General features: G+C 39.2%; 14 protein-coding genes. 3 read left to right on the forward strand and 11 right to left on the reverse strand.

Going from position 1 to position 14,933, the window contains the following annotated elements; translation table 11 throughout:
* From JWP71_RS15455 to JWP71_RS15465, 3 genes are all read right to left on the reverse strand, one after another.
* Positions 1-1,160, reverse strand: a 1,160-nt coding sequence (locus JWP71_RS15455; protein WP_299501769.1) for a pitrilysin family protein, incomplete at its 3' end; no start/stop codon positions are given.
* A 24-nt stretch (positions 1,161-1,184) separates the two neighbouring features.
* Entirely contained in the window at positions 1,185-1,553 is a 369-nt protein-coding gene (locus tag JWP71_RS15460) for a four helix bundle protein (RefSeq protein ID WP_299501771.1), read from the reverse strand.
* A 47-nt stretch (positions 1,554-1,600) separates the two neighbouring features.
* Positions 1,601-2,836: a pitrilysin family protein gene (locus tag JWP71_RS15465; RefSeq protein WP_299501773.1), complete on the reverse strand. Its 1,236-nt coding sequence runs from the start codon at positions 2,834-2,836 to the stop codon at positions 1,601-1,603.
* 112 nt (positions 2,837-2,948) lie between these two features.
* Here JWP71_RS15465 and JWP71_RS15470 point away from each other — a divergent pair, with 112 nt between their 5' ends.
* Entirely contained in the window at positions 2,949-3,500 is a 552-nt protein-coding gene (locus JWP71_RS15470) for a hypothetical protein (protein WP_299501776.1), read from the forward strand.
* A gap of 41 nt (positions 3,501-3,541) precedes the next feature.
* Here the strand turns inward: JWP71_RS15470 and JWP71_RS15475 are convergent, their stop codons facing one another.
* From JWP71_RS15475 to JWP71_RS15490, 4 genes are all read right to left on the reverse strand, one after another.
* The gene (locus JWP71_RS15475) at positions 3,542-3,886 is read right to left on the reverse strand and encodes a phosphoribosylpyrophosphate synthetase (protein WP_299501779.1); all 345 of its coding nucleotides are present in this window, start codon (positions 3,884-3,886) and stop codon (positions 3,542-3,544) included.
* A 103-nt stretch (positions 3,887-3,989) separates the two neighbouring features.
* Positions 3,990-5,393, reverse strand: a complete 1,404-nt coding sequence (locus JWP71_RS15480) for a dihydrolipoamide acetyltransferase family protein (protein ID WP_299501781.1) — start codon at positions 5,391-5,393, stop codon at positions 3,990-3,992.
* 44 nt (positions 5,394-5,437) lie between these two features.
* On the reverse strand, positions 5,438-6,685 hold the full coding sequence (locus JWP71_RS15485; RefSeq protein WP_299501783.1) for a competence/damage-inducible protein A: 1,248 nt from the start codon (positions 6,683-6,685) through the stop codon (positions 5,438-5,440).
* A gap of 1 nt (position 6,686) precedes the next feature.
* Positions 6,687-9,344 (reverse strand): putative LPS assembly protein LptD, encoded by a 2,658-nt coding sequence (locus tag JWP71_RS15490; RefSeq protein ID WP_299501786.1) that lies wholly within the window; start codon positions 9,342-9,344, stop codon positions 6,687-6,689.
* 109 nt (positions 9,345-9,453) lie between these two features.
* Between JWP71_RS15490 and JWP71_RS15495 the strand changes: the two genes are divergently transcribed.
* Positions 9,454-10,368, forward strand: a complete 915-nt coding sequence (locus tag JWP71_RS15495) for an N-acetylmuramoyl-L-alanine amidase (protein ID WP_299501789.1) — start codon at positions 9,454-9,456, stop codon at positions 10,366-10,368.
* 111 nt (positions 10,369-10,479) lie between these two features.
* On the forward strand, positions 10,480-11,430 hold the full coding sequence (locus tag JWP71_RS15500; protein WP_299501792.1) for an MlaD family protein: 951 nt from the start codon (positions 10,480-10,482) through the stop codon (positions 11,428-11,430).
* Between the two features lie 61 nt (positions 11,431-11,491).
* Here JWP71_RS15500 and JWP71_RS15505 read toward each other — a convergent pair whose 3' ends face one another.
* The 4 genes from JWP71_RS15505 to JWP71_RS15520 all read right to left on the reverse strand — a co-directional run bounded on the left by JWP71_RS15505 (position 11,492) and on the right by JWP71_RS15520 (position 14,837).
* Entirely contained in the window at positions 11,492-12,403 is a 912-nt protein-coding gene (locus JWP71_RS15505; protein ID WP_299501794.1) for a ribonuclease Z, read from the reverse strand.
* 21 nt (positions 12,404-12,424) lie between these two features.
* The gene (locus JWP71_RS15510) at positions 12,425-12,802 is read right to left on the reverse strand and encodes an STAS domain-containing protein (RefSeq protein ID WP_299501797.1); all 378 of its coding nucleotides are present in this window, start codon (positions 12,800-12,802) and stop codon (positions 12,425-12,427) included.
* Positions 12,803-12,853: 51 nt separating this feature from the next.
* On the reverse strand, positions 12,854-13,798 hold the full coding sequence (locus tag JWP71_RS15515; RefSeq protein ID WP_299501800.1) for a phosphoribosylaminoimidazolesuccinocarboxamide synthase: 945 nt from the start codon (positions 13,796-13,798) through the stop codon (positions 12,854-12,856).
* Positions 13,799-13,877: 79 nt separating this feature from the next.
* Entirely contained in the window at positions 13,878-14,837 is a 960-nt protein-coding gene (locus tag JWP71_RS15520; protein WP_299501803.1) for a PhoH family protein, read from the reverse strand.
* Between the last annotated feature and the right edge of the window lie 96 nt (positions 14,838-14,933).

The following is a 14,933-nucleotide window of genomic DNA, read 5'->3' on the forward strand; positions in this document are numbered from 1 at the left end:
TCATAACCCATTTCTGAAAAATACAGATTCTTAAATTTATCGGCATGCGAGAATACATTTTCCAAACTACCCAATAATGATCCCAGCATGTAATTACGCACCAGCGATAACTCTTCATCAGGGATTATGGCGGTCTTTAATAACTCTACTTCCTTTTCAATTTCGATGGTGGCAGCTTTGCAAACATCGGCCCCAACTTCGGTAACTATAAACAAGGCTCCACCTTGTTTAAATGAACTTAAGCCCGATCCTATTCCGTAGGTATAACCTTTATCCTCGCGGATGTTATTCATCAGCCTTGAGCCAAAGTAACCACCCAAAACGGTATTTAATACCTGCACAGCCGGAAAATCAGGATGCTCACGGTTAATAAACGGCAAACCCATGCGTATGGCTGATTGCAAAGCTTCAGGTTTTTCTACAAAATAAAAATGCTCCGGCGAATGTGCAATGTTTGGCTGTGTGATGTCCGCAGGAATAATTGTACTTGCCCAGGCGTTATCAAAAGTATCGGTCAGCAGATCAAGCGTGCCTTGTTCAACTTTACCTGCAATAATTAACGTGCAATTTGAGGGCTGATACATGTGTTTAAAATGAACCAGCATATCTTCGCGCTGCAAGGTTTTATAATCATCAGCATTAGGAGTTAACCCATATATAGTATTACCATATAGCGCTTTATTAAAGGTACGGCGCGCAACCACATCATTTTTCTGTAGGCTAACCTGTAACTTTTGCTGTTGATTGCGAATAAACGTTTTCAATTCTTTTTGGGGGAAAATAGAATCGGTTAAAATATCCTTAACAACGGGTAATGTTTTATCCAGGTGTTTGGTTAACGAGTATAGTGTTACCAACGACTGCTCAAAGCCATAATCAACAGATAAAAAAGCACCGTAAAAATCTATCTTATCCGCAATTTCTGAAGCTGATAAAGTATGTGTGCCATCTGTAAGCATGGTATTAACCGCCATATTCAATAACGGTTTTGCCGAATCGAAACGTAAATTATGAAATATCCATTCAATACGAACCAATTCCTGGTCGCCCGAGTTAAAGCAAAAAACATCGCAGCCGTTAGTTAGCTTTTTATGTTCGGGCCTAATTAAATGTATGTTCTCTATTGGCCTGAAATCAGGGGCCGTCTTTCTATTTATCATTTTATAGTCATTGGTCAGTGGTCATTAGTCATTGGTCATTTTTCCAATGAATTTTATATATGCGTTAAGCTTAATATGAATAATTTCAAGTTTATTTAATAATATTTGATATTGATTCTCTGCTATTAAATTTCTGGTGTTAGATTTTTTTATCCAACTTTTTGTTTCAATAAGAGAGCCTCTGCTGAAGTAACAAAAATTCTTATTTTCTTTATAATGATATCGTCCAAATCCTTCTGCGATATTAGCGCTAATTGAATCGGCGGATCTCGTTAACTGTTTACCTACAGTATCTTTTGTAAAATAGTCCCATGTCGCAACTATAAACCATATCTCATCAGCAAATGCTTCTGATAATGTGTATATTTCTAAATCTTCTAATCTATTACTCATATTAAACTAATAAAAACAACTAATGACCAGTGACTAATGACAAATGACTACTCAGCCAGGTAAATTAGTGTAGAGGAGTTATCTTTTCTGAATAGCTTATTGGCTTCTTCCTTTATTTGCGCAGGTGTTACCGCTAAAAACTTTTCGGTTTCATGGTTAAGCAATTCCGCGTCGCCTATCAATTCGTAATAAGCCAGGTTCATGCCTTTATCTAACAATGACATTTCAGAAAATATCATGGTCGATTCTGTCTTATGCTGAACCTTGGTTAGCTCATCAGCCGGCACTTCATGAATTTTTAATTGCTCTACCTCATCCCATATCGCTGCTTCAGCATCTTCAACAGATATACCTGCAATTGGTTTACCTTCCAGTACAAACATGCCTTTATCAAGGCTGCCTAAAACATAAGCATGTACCTCGCTAAATAATTGTTTTTCTTTTACCAGGTTACGGTACATTCGTGAAGAATTTCCCCGCGAAAGGATATCAGCTATCAACTCAATCGCATAAAATTCTTCTTCTCTCCTGCCCGGCATCTGCAAGGCTATATATACATCATTCAGCGGTACCTTTGCAGTAACTGTTTCGCGGCGCTCTTCATGCTGCTCGGGCTCCTGGGGTAAATCGCGGTGATATTTTTCACCTGCCGGGATGGGGCCGAACCATTTTTCGGCCAGTTCTTTAACCTGTTCTAATTTCACATCGCCGCCAACAACCATTATGGCGTTTTGCGGATTGTAGTGCTTTTTAAAAAATGCTTTTACATCTTCAATCTTAGCATTTTCAATATGCTCAATGTTTTTTCCTATGGTATCCCAAAGGTATGGGTGCTTTTTGTAAACCAATGGCCTTAAACGCAACCATACATCGCCATAAGGCTGATTAAGGTAGCGCTGTTTAAACTCTTCAACCACTACATTGCGCTGCACTTCAAGGCTCTTTTCGTTAAAAGCTAAACTTAGCATGCGGTCGCTTTCTAACCAAAAAGCAGTTTCTAAATTGGCAGATGGCAGGGTGATATAATAATTAGTAATATCATTACTGGTAAAGGCATTGTTTTCGCCGCCTACCTGTTGTAAAGGTCCATCATAGTTTGGAATATTTACCGAACCGCCAAACATTAAATGCTCAAACAAGTGGGCAAACCCTGTTTGTTCGGGATTTTCATCGCGCGAGCCAACATCATATAAAATGTTAACTACTGCCATTGGGGTAGTACTATCTTCGTGCACAATAACCCGGAGGCCATTGTTTAATATAAATCGGTTGAATTTAACCATGTATAGTTAGTCATTATAAAAGTGGTGAACAAATGTATGATTTAGATAATTTGTATGAGTAAGGATAGTGTTATATTTTTTATTTTCGTTTATCGCAGAATATTAGCCGGTCATGAACCAAACTGAACTTATTAAGCAAATTAATGCTACCATAGGCAAAATTAAGGTACTGGAATTGGGCAGGCTATTGACGGAAAGGAAATTTAACCTGCGTGATCTTATAGACGTTACCATATACCCTGATAATGATATTGCTTTCCGTGCGACATGGTTATTAGAAAATATTTTTCTGCAAGATCCTGAAATATACCTGCCCGACCTCGGATATCTTTTATCAAAAATGGCTGTGGTTAAAGCACCGGGCAGTAAAAGGCATTATGCTAAAATAGTTATGCATATTACAGATGCCAATGCTCCGCAGATGATAAAAGACAAAGTGCAAACCCTTGATCTGGAACCTATAGTGGAGCACCTTTTTGATTGGATGATAGATCCTAAAATAAAAATTGCAGTAAAAGCATTTGCCGCCGAAGCCTTGTTTAATTTACGGCACCGTTATACCTGGATAACAGAAGAATTGGCTAACCAACTAAAGTATTTAATGCGCGATGGTACCGCTGCTATACAAAGTAAGGGAAAGAAGCTTTTGAAAGAATTGGAGTAGAAAGACTTACAAAGTTTTACAAACTTCGTAAGTCCATGTGGTTAAGCCTTTGGCCGGTCGCTACCGTGCAAGTTACCACTCACCATATAATGGTGTAGCTTAGCTTGTATAGCCGATGAGCTATCATCAGCATAAGTACCATAAGCATTAACAATAATGCCTTTCAAATTATATTTAGGCGAGCTAACAGCGTATACTATAGACATATCCGCAGGATTACTTGCGCCTTCAAACCTGTAAAATTCGTCTATAGAAAAATCGTCGGCAGCCATGTGTATATTCCGGGATTTATCGTCAACGGTATCTCCCTCCATGCTTAAATTAGCAGTATATCCTCTTTTCATCAAATCATTAGTGGCATCCACTAAAGTTTCATAGTTTTCCATTGGTCGTTGTAGTTTAATTAACGGACAGTATAATACCGCCTCTATTTGTTTAACTAAAAAACAGGCATGGTTGTTTGAAATATTAAGAAGATTCTTTCAGAAATTATACTTCCTTATCGGTATCCCAGTTTTCCAGGTAATCACCTATCCGGCGTAAAAACGACCCTCCCAAAGCGCCATCTACCACGCGATGGTCATAAGATAACGAAAGGAACATCATGTGCCTGATAGCTATAACATCGCCCTCGGCTGTTTCAATAACGGCTGGTTTCTTTTTTATAGCACCAACAGCCAAAATAGCTACCTGTGGCTGGTTAATTATAGGTGTACCCATAACATTACCAAATGTACCTACATTGGTTATTGTAAAGGTTCCGTCTTTAACGTCATCAGGTTGCAGTTTACCGGTACGGGCCTTATTAGCCAGGCTGTTAACCGCTTTGGTAATACCAAGCAGGTTTAACTCGTCGGCCTTTTTAATTACCGGTACAATAAGGTTACCGTTTGGCAAAGCGGTGGCCATGCTTATATTTATGGCCGCTTTTTTAATGATCTGTGTACCGTTAACAGATACATTAATCATGGGGTAATCTTTTATCGCTTTTACTACTGCCTCAATAAATATCGGGGTAAAGGTTATTTTTTCACCTTCGCGTTTTTCAAAGCTGTTTTTTATTTTTTCGCGCCATAATACTAAACCTGTCACATCAGCTTCAATAAACGAGGTAACGTGTGGCGACGTATGCTTGCTCATAACCATGTGGTCGGCTATTAAACGGCGCATCCTGTCCATCTCAATTATCTCATCAACACCCGACGTTGATGTTGCCGGTGCTTGCTTACCAGACTCTATTGCAGGCTTTGACGGTTCCGGCTGCCCTATTTTTACAGATTGTTGTTGAACCTGGGGCCGCGGTGTTACAGGCGGCCCTCCGGCTGTTTTATTTCTAATATAGTTTAGCAGATCATCCTTAGTTAAACGCCCTTCGGCACCACTGCCGGTTATGCGGTCCAACTCATTAATACTTATATTTTCCTGTAATGCTATATGTTTAACCAAAGGAGAATAAAACCTTGATTCGCTTTTTAATTCTCCTGCATTTTGTTGCGCAACAGGAGCCTGGTTCCTTTGCTCAAGCTGTTCGGTTCCGGGAATATTTTGTTGCGGGGGCGCTGCTGCAACCGGGGGCTGATAGCTTTGCTGTGGCACAGGTGCAGGTTGCGGTGATGCTGCCGATTGTGGAGCAGGTGCCGCCTGTTCTGCTGTATCTGTTTCAATAATGGCAATAACAGAGCCTACCTGCACAACGTCGTCGTCTTTGCAGCGTTGTTCAATTAATCTTCCGGAAACCGGTGATGGAACTTCAGAGTCAACTTTATCAGTAGCAATTTCCATTACTGCCTCATCAGCTTCAATATAATCACCTGGGTTTTTAAGCCATTTAATTATTGTTGCTTCAGCAACACTCTCACCCATCTTCGGCAATAACAGTTGGTATTTAGCCATACAATAAAATATAGTTCTTTGGTCAAAATTAGAAAAATCGTTGCTTACTTCTTAACATCTTTAAGTAAAGTATTCAACATTGACAATGCCCCTGTGGCGCTCCTTTCGATGTTTTGCTGCCTCTTGCTACCAAATGTGAATTTCTTTGCAACCGTTTTGCTGGCAGATGCCACCGCGATCCATACCGTTCCTACGGGTTTACCCGGAAGGCCGCCATCTGGCCCGGCAATACCGGTTACGGCAATGGCATAATCTGATTTAAAATTTAACAGCGCACCTTCAACCATTTCTGTAACTGTTTCTTCGCTCACTGCACCAAATTGCCACAGGGTTTCATTTTTAACGCCCAATATGCTTTCCTTCAATTCGTACGAATAAGATATGGCGCCGCCAAAAAATACTTTTGATGAGCCGGCATGCTGTGTAAATAAATGAGATATATACCCCCCTGTACAACTTTCGGCAACCGATAGGGTGAGCCCCTTTTCGGTCATGTAGTTCAGTATGGCTTTTTCAAGCGGTATGTCCTCTTCAGCAGCTACAAAATCACTTACACGCTCAATTATTTTTGATGCATATTTATTTACTTCTTTACTTACAATAACTTCATCCTCGCCATAACCACTTAAACGCAAACGCACCTGGCCTAGTTTGGGTAAATAGGCCAATTTAATATGCGCAGGAAGCGAATCTTCAATATCAGCAATTCTTTCAGACAAAAAAGACTCGCCTTCGCCTACGGTTAAAATGGTTTTATGAATAATTACCGGGAGTTTAAACAAAGATTTAATTTTCGGTATTACCTCCTCCTCCATCATATACATCATCTCGAATGGCACACCGGGCATAGACACATATATTTTACCGTTACTGTTAAACCACATGCCGGGGGCCGTACCATTTTTATTCAGTATGACCTCGCAGTTTTGGGGTACTTGCGCCTGTAACCTGTTAACTTCAAGCAATGGGCGTTTATATTTTTCAAAAAGGCGCGTTACATTACTTAATGCTTCCTTGTTCTCTACCATTTCTACGCCAAAATATTCGGCGAGTGTATTTTTGGTGATATCGTCTTTTGTGGGACCCAGGCCACCGGTTATAAAAATAATATCTGCCCGGGTAGCGGCTTCGGCTAACGCTGTTAATATATGTTGTTTACTATCAGATACCGATGATATTTGCTTTACGCGGATACCTGCATTATTTAATTGCTGCGCCATCCATGCCGAATTGGTGTCAACAATCTGACCTATTAGTATTTCGTCGCCTATGGTAATTATCTCTGCAAGCATGTTATTGTTGAAAGTATGAGCTACTGGTATAATCGCTCTTTTTACTAAGCTTTAAGGCCTGCAAAATTGTTGATTTTACCCGCAATGTAACACTGTATGATTTATAATAACCAAAGGGCAACCATTGTATTGACAGGTCCCAGCAATGCAGGTCCCGATAAATTGCAAATGATGTGGCACTGCTTAATTTGAGTGCTTTTAAATCATAGTTGGTATTATATTGTATTTTCCATTTTTTGGTAAGGCTTAAGTCGCCGCTTATCATTAAGGTATTTGTATTGCTGGTACTGATATAAGCATTATTATAGCTAAAACTATAATTAAGTGAAAGGTTCCACGGTATATTAAAATCAATATAGGCGCCCGGATCCGGGTTATACAAAGCCATTTTTTGCAGCTGGTCTGGTGTGGCGGTTTGATAGGTGCTGCCTGCCGGCGCGGTTGGGCTGGGATGAAATGTGGCCGGATTTAAACTGGCGCTTGCCGAAATATTAAAGCCCATAATTGATGGCAGTTTACCGTCTTGCAGGGTATACCTGTTTACATCTCTTTTATAATGTTGTATCTGGCCGGAAGATACCGAATCCATTACACGCGTTTCGTATGGATTCAGGGTTCCGCCAAAGCTAATATTTACCCGGTCATGCAATATACTGGTATGGCCGGAAAAACTAATTGGCGTTAGCCTGAATGAATCTGCCGCTATATTATAAGTTGTTGAAAAAGATAAGCTTTGCAATAGTTGTATTTTCCTGTCAGTTTGTGATGTATCCGTACTTTTGGCCCTCACTTTTGCTTCCAGGCTATTATCAAGACTAAAATTTATTCCGGCCTGCATGCGGCCTGACGGGCCGCCATATACGGCGTTATTAAAAATTGAATAGTTTGTATAAACAACCGGATAAGGTATACTGGCGTTACTTACAATAGACTGGTTATAAGTATGATTAAAACCCGAATAGTCCGGACTATAACTAAACCCGATGCTTGGGGTCATTGTATGGCGTATGGCTCTTAATTTGCCGTTTTTAAAGTTTATTGTACCATAAACTTTTGTTGATAAACTTGCCCCCATTGAGTAATTCCCGGCTCTTTGAAAGCCTGGTACAGTATCGGTAACCAATGAGTCGGCACGTGCATAGTGCTGTCTTATTGTTTGCAGATACCACCGCTCTGTATAGTTAAAGTTTATACCAAACTGAAAATACTTAAGTACAGTTAAATTGAAACCCACCGGAATTGAATGCTGAAAACCGTTTTGAAATCTCTTTGTAAGTGTTTCGCTTGTAAAGAACTGGCTTTCGGGCACAGAAGTAACTTTATTAGTTGCGGTTAAGGTGTATCCTACTGTAATTTTTTGATACCATTTTTGTTCGCCAACCCTGTCTCTTTTATCAAACGGGTTAATTGTACCCATACTAAAATTAAAACTTGGCAACTCCAGCGAAACCGTTTTAAGGGCTAGATCCTGGCTATGCGAAATCCCGACAGTTAAATTTAATGGCGCTCCGCCCCAACCTGTCCAGCTTTTTGAATAAGAAATACTTGAACGTAAAGTATTTTGGGTAAGCTGTTGTAAATTATATCCAATTGATGCCGGATTATTTTGATAAAAGCTTGATGTACCTGCATTTACAGAAGCACTAAATGTACTCCCGGGGCTTGCATTGGGGTTTTGGCTATGCGTCCACGTTATATTAAAATCACGCTTTGGCGGATCGCCTGGCAGCGCGTAATTATGTGAGCCGTAGCTTAATGCTAAATTCCCGTTATATTTATACCTGCTCATATAATCTAACGTACTGCTCACCTCGTACGATCCGTTTGAGTAATAAGTACCCATATTTGTTAGATCGGCATAATCACTCAACCCAATATAATAACCAAAGTCACGCATGAAAAAACCTAAGGTTGCATCTTCGCCGGGTGTAGGCAAGATAAAACCGGATGAACGTGTATCTGGTTTTGGGAAAAAACCAAAAGGGATGCCAATGGGTATAGGTACTCCCTCTATCTCCAAATATGCCGGACCTGAAATGATCCTGTTTTTTTCGCCAATACCACGGGTAATAACTATGCCATAATCAGGGTCGGGTTTATCGCAGGCACTAAAAATAATATTATGGTAAGCAACCTCTGTTTCGCTAATTTTTTTGGCCTGACCATGCGATATGTAATTACCATCCTGCTCTGTTAAAACATTATGAATAAGCCCTTTTTTTGTTTCGTAATTAAAATGTAAAGAATCAGATGTTATGGGTTTATCATTACCCTGTTTAGATATGGGCCTGCCTACATATCGTTTGGTTTTTGGATCTATGCGCCCGCTGGCAAATATGATGTGTTGCTTTCTGTCTATTCTTATATAATAAGCATCCAGCGAAAAATCGCCATAAGTTACCCGCGCATTGCCAAACCGCTCGCTAATTCCGGTTTCTACGTCATTAGTAGCAGAGTCGGCAGCAATTTCTTTTATTTCCGAATCAAGGGTTTGATTTTTTTTTGTCGTGTCTTTACCAACAACCTTTTTTGCTGTCGAAGTTGTTTTAGATTTTTTACCTTTAGAGAGTTTTGGATACTTATTTGTAGAATCAAGCTTTATTATTGTATCTACAACAGGCCGCTTAATAATAATCCTGCTTTTGTGCGCGGAAGCCACCAGGTTTACTATTAAGATAAGTGCAAATAGAAAAAATAAGTTAATGAATCTCAAAATTGATTATGAATAGTATTTTTGCAGATATAAGTTTTAACAGCGTTCAAAAATAATGAAAAATAAGGCATTGAAAAGATTGATTTGTGGATTATCGGCATTACTAGTGTGCTTTTCTCTATTTTCATTTAAGTTAGCCCCAATAGTACAAAAAGATACGGTTGTAAATAGTGGGTTTAAACTTAAAACAATTATTATTGATCCGGGTCATGGTGGCAAACCTACCGGTACCGGTCATTTCTCTCATGGTGCATCAGGTTCTTATTCTACCGAAAGAGGTGTAACGCTTGCAATAGGCTTAAAATTGCAAAAAGCGATAGAAAAAGAGTTAAATGATGTTAAAGCGGTATTAACACGCACCACCGAAGATGATGTTTCGTGGGAAAGGCGATCAGAGATAGCTAATGAAAACAAGGGTAACCTTTTTATATCGCTACACTGCAACTCACTTTCGGACAGGACCGTACGCGAAGCCACAGGCCACAGGCATGGTAAAACAGTTTATAAAAGTGTCCGGGTCCCAAATCGGTCAGGCAAAGGCGTATTGCTGTTAGTGTACGGAACATGGCGCGGCCACGAAGAAGAAAAAGCGATAAGTAAAAGCCATTTAGAAGGCGGCGAAAGCGAGGGCGACGAAATGAACGCCGGCCTGGACCCTAACGACCCGGAATCTATTATCCTGATAAACCAGTATAAAAGCAAATTCAGGCAGGGAAGCATACATTTGGCAAATTTAATTAATACAGAATTTGTTGAGACTGATGGCAGGCCCAGCGAAGGAATACGTGAACAAGGTGTTTTGGTGCTTTGCCATAGTGCAATGCCGGCAGTATTGGTTGAAACAGGATACATAAACAACCCCGATGATGAGGCTTACTTAAATTCTGAAAAAGGACAAGACGAAATTGTAAGTTCTATTATAAGAGCCTTAAAGTATTACAAAGACGAGGTGGAGCAGGTTATAAAATAAACAAGATCTGAAGCTTTAGATTGGAGATTTGATGAAACATAAGTGAAGTAAATTCATTTATATTTCATCAAAATAACTCAAATTTAATATTTCATATCTTAAATCTAAACTATGAATATATCAAACGAAACCAAAATAGGCGCATTAACCACTATAGCTATTGCTGTACTTATATTAGGATATAGCTTTTTAAAAGGAAATGACTTGTTTTCGGGTTCAAATAAATTTTACGCTATTTATAAAAGTGTAGATGGGTTATCTGTATCAAAACCTGTATTGGTAAATGGTTTCCCAATAGGTCACGTTTCAGGAATGCAACTGGATCAGGATGGGCGCACCACCGTTGAATTTAAAATAAAATCCGAATATAAAATACCTGTAAATACACTTGCCAAATTAGTAAGCACTGATTTGCTGGGCGGTAAAGCCATTGTTTTTGAATTAGGCGATAGTAAAGAACTTGCCGAAAACAGGGATACACTACGTGCTGATATTCAAGGCAGTTTGGCAGAAAGCTTGCAGCCTATACAAACCAAAGCCGAAAACCTAATCACTAAATTAGATTCGTCACTTGCTTCAATTAATAAGATACTTAATCCAAATTTTCAAAGAAATGTGGACAGAAGCTTTACCAGCATCGCAAACTCATTGCAAACACTGGAAGGCACTACTAAAAAGATAGATAATTTGGTTGCTGCGCAAACCGGGCACATTAACGGCATTTTATCCAATGCTGAAGATGTATCTTCCAATTTAAAAAACACTAGTGCCGGCTTAACCGGAATTACCTCAAATCTTCAAAGATTTAGCGGAGACCTGGCTAATTCAAACATCAGGCAAACATTGGATAACGCTAACAAGGCCGTTGCCGACCTGCAAGCCACTATGGCTAATATCAACAGCAACAAAGGCTCGATGGGGTTATTGTTAAACGATGATAAGCTGTATAAAAACTTACAGGCCGCCTCTGATAATTTGAACTTGCTGTTCTTAGATCTGAAAGCAAATCCTAAACGCTATGTTCATTTCTCTGTATTTGGCGGCGGGAAGAAGGATAAGTAAAGTATTTAGTAGCTAGTATCAAGTAACTAGATTGTATCTTAAAAAAAGTCTTGATATTACTTTAAACAACAAACGTCTTCCCCTCAATAGCAAGGCTGGTTTCCGGAAATACACTTTGAGCCTCTCCCAACAACTCATCCAGGGTTTTATAGCGGGCAGAAAAATGACCTAGCAGTAATTTTTTAGCATTTGTTTTTACGGCTATATCTGCAGCCTGTAAAGCGGTTGTATGGTATGTTTCGTTTGCCCTGTCAACCATATTATGCAAAAAAGTGGCCTCGTGATACAGCAAGTCTGAATTATTTATCTGGTCAAAATATTGTTCGTTGTATATGGTATCAGAACAGTAGGAATAGGTTTTCGGTTTGTCCGAATCAACCGTAAGGGTATCATTTTTATAAATCTTGCCTTCCGGATTCGTATAGTCGGCACCTTTTTTTAATGAAGTATAAACTTCAACCGGCACCCCTATCCGTTCAAGCTCATCTTTTAACAGCTTTCTTAACCTTTTCTTTTCCCTGAATAAGAAACCCGTACAGGCTATTCTATGATCGAGAGGTATAGTTTCAACAATAACATCTTCATTAGCTATAATAGTTTCGGCTTTGTTGGGATTGGTTATGGTAAATTCAATATCATACTGCAAATGGGTTTCAGAATATTTAAACTGCAGGTCGATAACTTCTTTAAGCTGTGGCGGCCCAAACAACTTTAGGGGTTTTTTACGCCCGTTTAGGTGCATAGACGATAATAAGCCTACCAGCCCCAGGTAATGATCTCCATGAAGATGGCTGATAAAAATATGATCAATGCGGCTTGCCCTTACGTCAAAGCGAAGCATTTGTTGTTGTGTACCTTCGCCGCAATCAATCAAATAAAGGCGCTCATTAATATTAAGCACCTGCGAGGTTGGATTTCTATTATATATAGGAGTTGCAGAACTACTTCCGAGAATTGTTACCTCAAATTTCATATCAGGTAAACAATGTAAGTATTATCTTGCTTCTTTTTTTAATTCTTTTTCTATCTCTTCCATAAAAATCAGGTCAATGCCTTCTTCTGACGTAGGAACAACAGTAAGGACACTTTCTAATTGAGAAATAGTAATTAAACGGGTAACAGCATCATTTAACCCGGTAAGAATAAAAGAACCATTTGCATTTTTGCACAAACGGTGGCCCACAAGCAAGCTACTTAGCCCGGAAGAATCAGCAAATTTAACCTGAGAAAGGTCGAGAATTATATTTCTTTGTCCCTCTGTGTTTATCAATATCAACTCAGATTTTAATTGTGGAGTAATCAATGAGTTCAATTTTGATTCATTGAGTTTCAACAAAATATACTTCTCGTGTTTATCAACTGTAAACTTCATTTTTCTTCTGTAATTTAAATGCTAATATAACACATTATTTACAAATAAAAATCACAATGCTGCCAGTGCTTTTTTTATAGCGCTTTCTACCCTGTTCAGCACATTTTCTCCTTCGGGTTTTATAAAGCTTTCGCCGGTTATCTGTTCATATAATTCAATGTAACGTTCAGATATTGACTGCACAATTTCGGGCGTCATAACAGGTATAACCTGCCCATCCTTTCCCTGGAAATTATTTTCAATTAGCCACTGCCTTACAAATTCTTTCGACAACTGTTTTTGCGGCTCATTTTTCGCTTGTCTTTCCGCATATCCTTCGCTATAAAAATACCGTGAAGAATCGGGCGTATGAATCTCATCAATTAAATATATCTTACCATCGGCTTTGCCAAACTCATATTTGGTATCTACCAAAATCAAACCCTGCTTAGCGGCAATTTCGGTTCCGCGGGCAAATAAAGCTTTGGTAAATTTTTCCAACTGCTCATAATCTTCAACAGATACAATACCTTGTTTTAATATGTTTTCTTTTGATATATCTTCATCATGCCCTACCGCGGCTTTTGTTGTAGGCGTAATAATAGATTGGGGCAGTTTATCATTTTCTTTTAAACCATCGGGTAAGCTTACGCCGCATATTTCTCTTCTGCCCGCATTATATTCGCGCGCCGCGTGGCCAGCCAAATAACCTCTAATCACCATCTCCACCTTAAATGGCTCGCAAATACGCCCTATGGTTACGCTGGGGTCAGGAACACTAACCACCCAGTTAGGAACAATATCGGCAGTGGCTTTTAAAAATTTGGCAGCAATTTGATTCAATACCTGCCCTTTAAACGGGATAGGCTCGGGCAGCACCACGTCAAATGCCGATATACGGTCGCTTACCACCATTACCAGGTATTTGTTACCAATGGTATAAACATCCCTAACCTTTCCCTTATAAAAATTAGTCTGACCTGTAAAATTAAAATGTGTTTCTTTTATTGCATTCATGATTTTAGTATGAAGTAGCTAGTATTAAGTATCAAGACCTGCAATACATACTTGCTACTTGATACTCTATACTTGATACTTATTGAATATCTCCGTAAGCTTCTAATATTTTCCTTACCAGTTTATGCCTTACAACATCTTCGCCGCTTAGGTAAACTATTTCAATTCCTTTTATATCCGTTAATATGCGCAGGGCAGTATGCAGGCCAGATTGCTGTTTTTTTGGTAAGTCTATTTGTGTAACATCACCTGTAACAATAAACTTAGCCGACGGGCCCATGCGCGTTAAAAACATTTTTAACTGCATATCGGTAGCATTTTGCGCCTCATCCAAAATCACAAAGCAATTATCAAGCGTGCGCCCGCGCATAAATGCCAGCGGTGCAATTTCAATGGTGCGGTTCTCTAAATATAATTTCAGCTTTTCAGCAGGTATCATATCATCCAACGCATCATATAACGGGCGCAGGTATGGATCAATCTTTTCCTTCAAATCGCCCGGCAAAAATCCAAGGTTCTCTCCTGCCTCAACAGCCGGACGGGTTAAAATGATACGTTTGATCTCTTTATTTTTTAATGCTCTTACCGCTAAGGCAACCGCGGTATAGGTTTTACCGGTACCGGCAGGGCCTATGGCAAACAGGATATCGCTTTTATTAATACAATCAACCATTTTACGCTGGTTGGCTGTACGCGCCTTAACCATAACACCGTTAGGGCCAAAAACAATAACCTCGCCGCTTGCAAATTTATCAGCTGCCTGGTCGACAGTTGCATTAATATCTATCTTAGAACCCAACACCCTTTCCAGGTCTGTGATGTTCAAATTCTCAAACTTTTCAATATGTTGCAGCAAATGGTTAAACTTTTCTTCGAAAACAAGTAGTTCACGCTCATCTCCTAATACTTTAACCTCGCTGCCGCGCGCAACAATTTTAAGCTTTGGGTATTGTTTTTTTATGATCTCGAAATGATCATTATTTGGCCCCCATAAAACAGCAGGGTTAATATTTTCAATTGATAGTTTGAGCTCGTTCAATAGTAATTTTGATTATTTTGTTGCTGATTTTTATGAATTAAAAATTGAATATTTGCAGCGTCTAACGCTTGTACAAGATTAGTAATAAATATTTAA

Source organism: Mucilaginibacter sp. (assembly GCF_028287845.1).
Lineage (GTDB): Bacteria > Bacteroidota > Bacteroidia > Sphingobacteriales > Sphingobacteriaceae > Mucilaginibacter.

Excerpts from the sequence above, each read along its gene's own strand:
- JWP71_RS15460 (WP_299501771.1), bottom strand. The coding sequence starts at position 1,553 with ATGAGTAATAGATTAGAAGATTTAGAAATATACACATTATCAGAAGCA.
- JWP71_RS15465 (WP_299501773.1), bottom strand. The coding sequence starts at position 2,836 with ATGGTTAAATTCAACCGATTTATATTAAACAATGGCCTCCGGGTTATT.
- JWP71_RS15470 (WP_299501776.1), top strand. The coding sequence starts at position 2,949 with ATGAACCAAACTGAACTTATTAAGCAAATTAATGCTACCATAGGCAAA.
- JWP71_RS15475 (WP_299501779.1), bottom strand. The coding sequence starts at position 3,886 with ATGGAAAACTATGAAACTTTAGTGGATGCCACTAATGATTTGATGAAA.
- JWP71_RS15480 (WP_299501781.1), bottom strand. The coding sequence starts at position 5,393 with ATGGCTAAATACCAACTGTTATTGCCGAAGATGGGTGAGAGTGTTGCT.
- JWP71_RS15485 (WP_299501783.1), bottom strand. The coding sequence starts at position 6,685 with ATGCTTGCAGAGATAATTACCATAGGCGACGAAATACTAATAGGTCAG.
- JWP71_RS15495 (WP_299501789.1), top strand. The coding sequence starts at position 9,454 with ATGAAAAATAAGGCATTGAAAAGATTGATTTGTGGATTATCGGCATTA.
- JWP71_RS15500 (WP_299501792.1), top strand. The coding sequence starts at position 10,480 with ATGAATATATCAAACGAAACCAAAATAGGCGCATTAACCACTATAGCT.
- JWP71_RS15505 (WP_299501794.1), bottom strand. The coding sequence starts at position 12,403 with ATGAAATTTGAGGTAACAATTCTCGGAAGTAGTTCTGCAACTCCTATA.
- JWP71_RS15510 (WP_299501797.1), bottom strand. The coding sequence starts at position 12,802 with ATGAAGTTTACAGTTGATAAACACGAGAAGTATATTTTGTTGAAACTC.
- JWP71_RS15515 (WP_299501800.1), bottom strand. The coding sequence starts at position 13,798 with ATGAATGCAATAAAAGAAACACATTTTAATTTTACAGGTCAGACTAAT.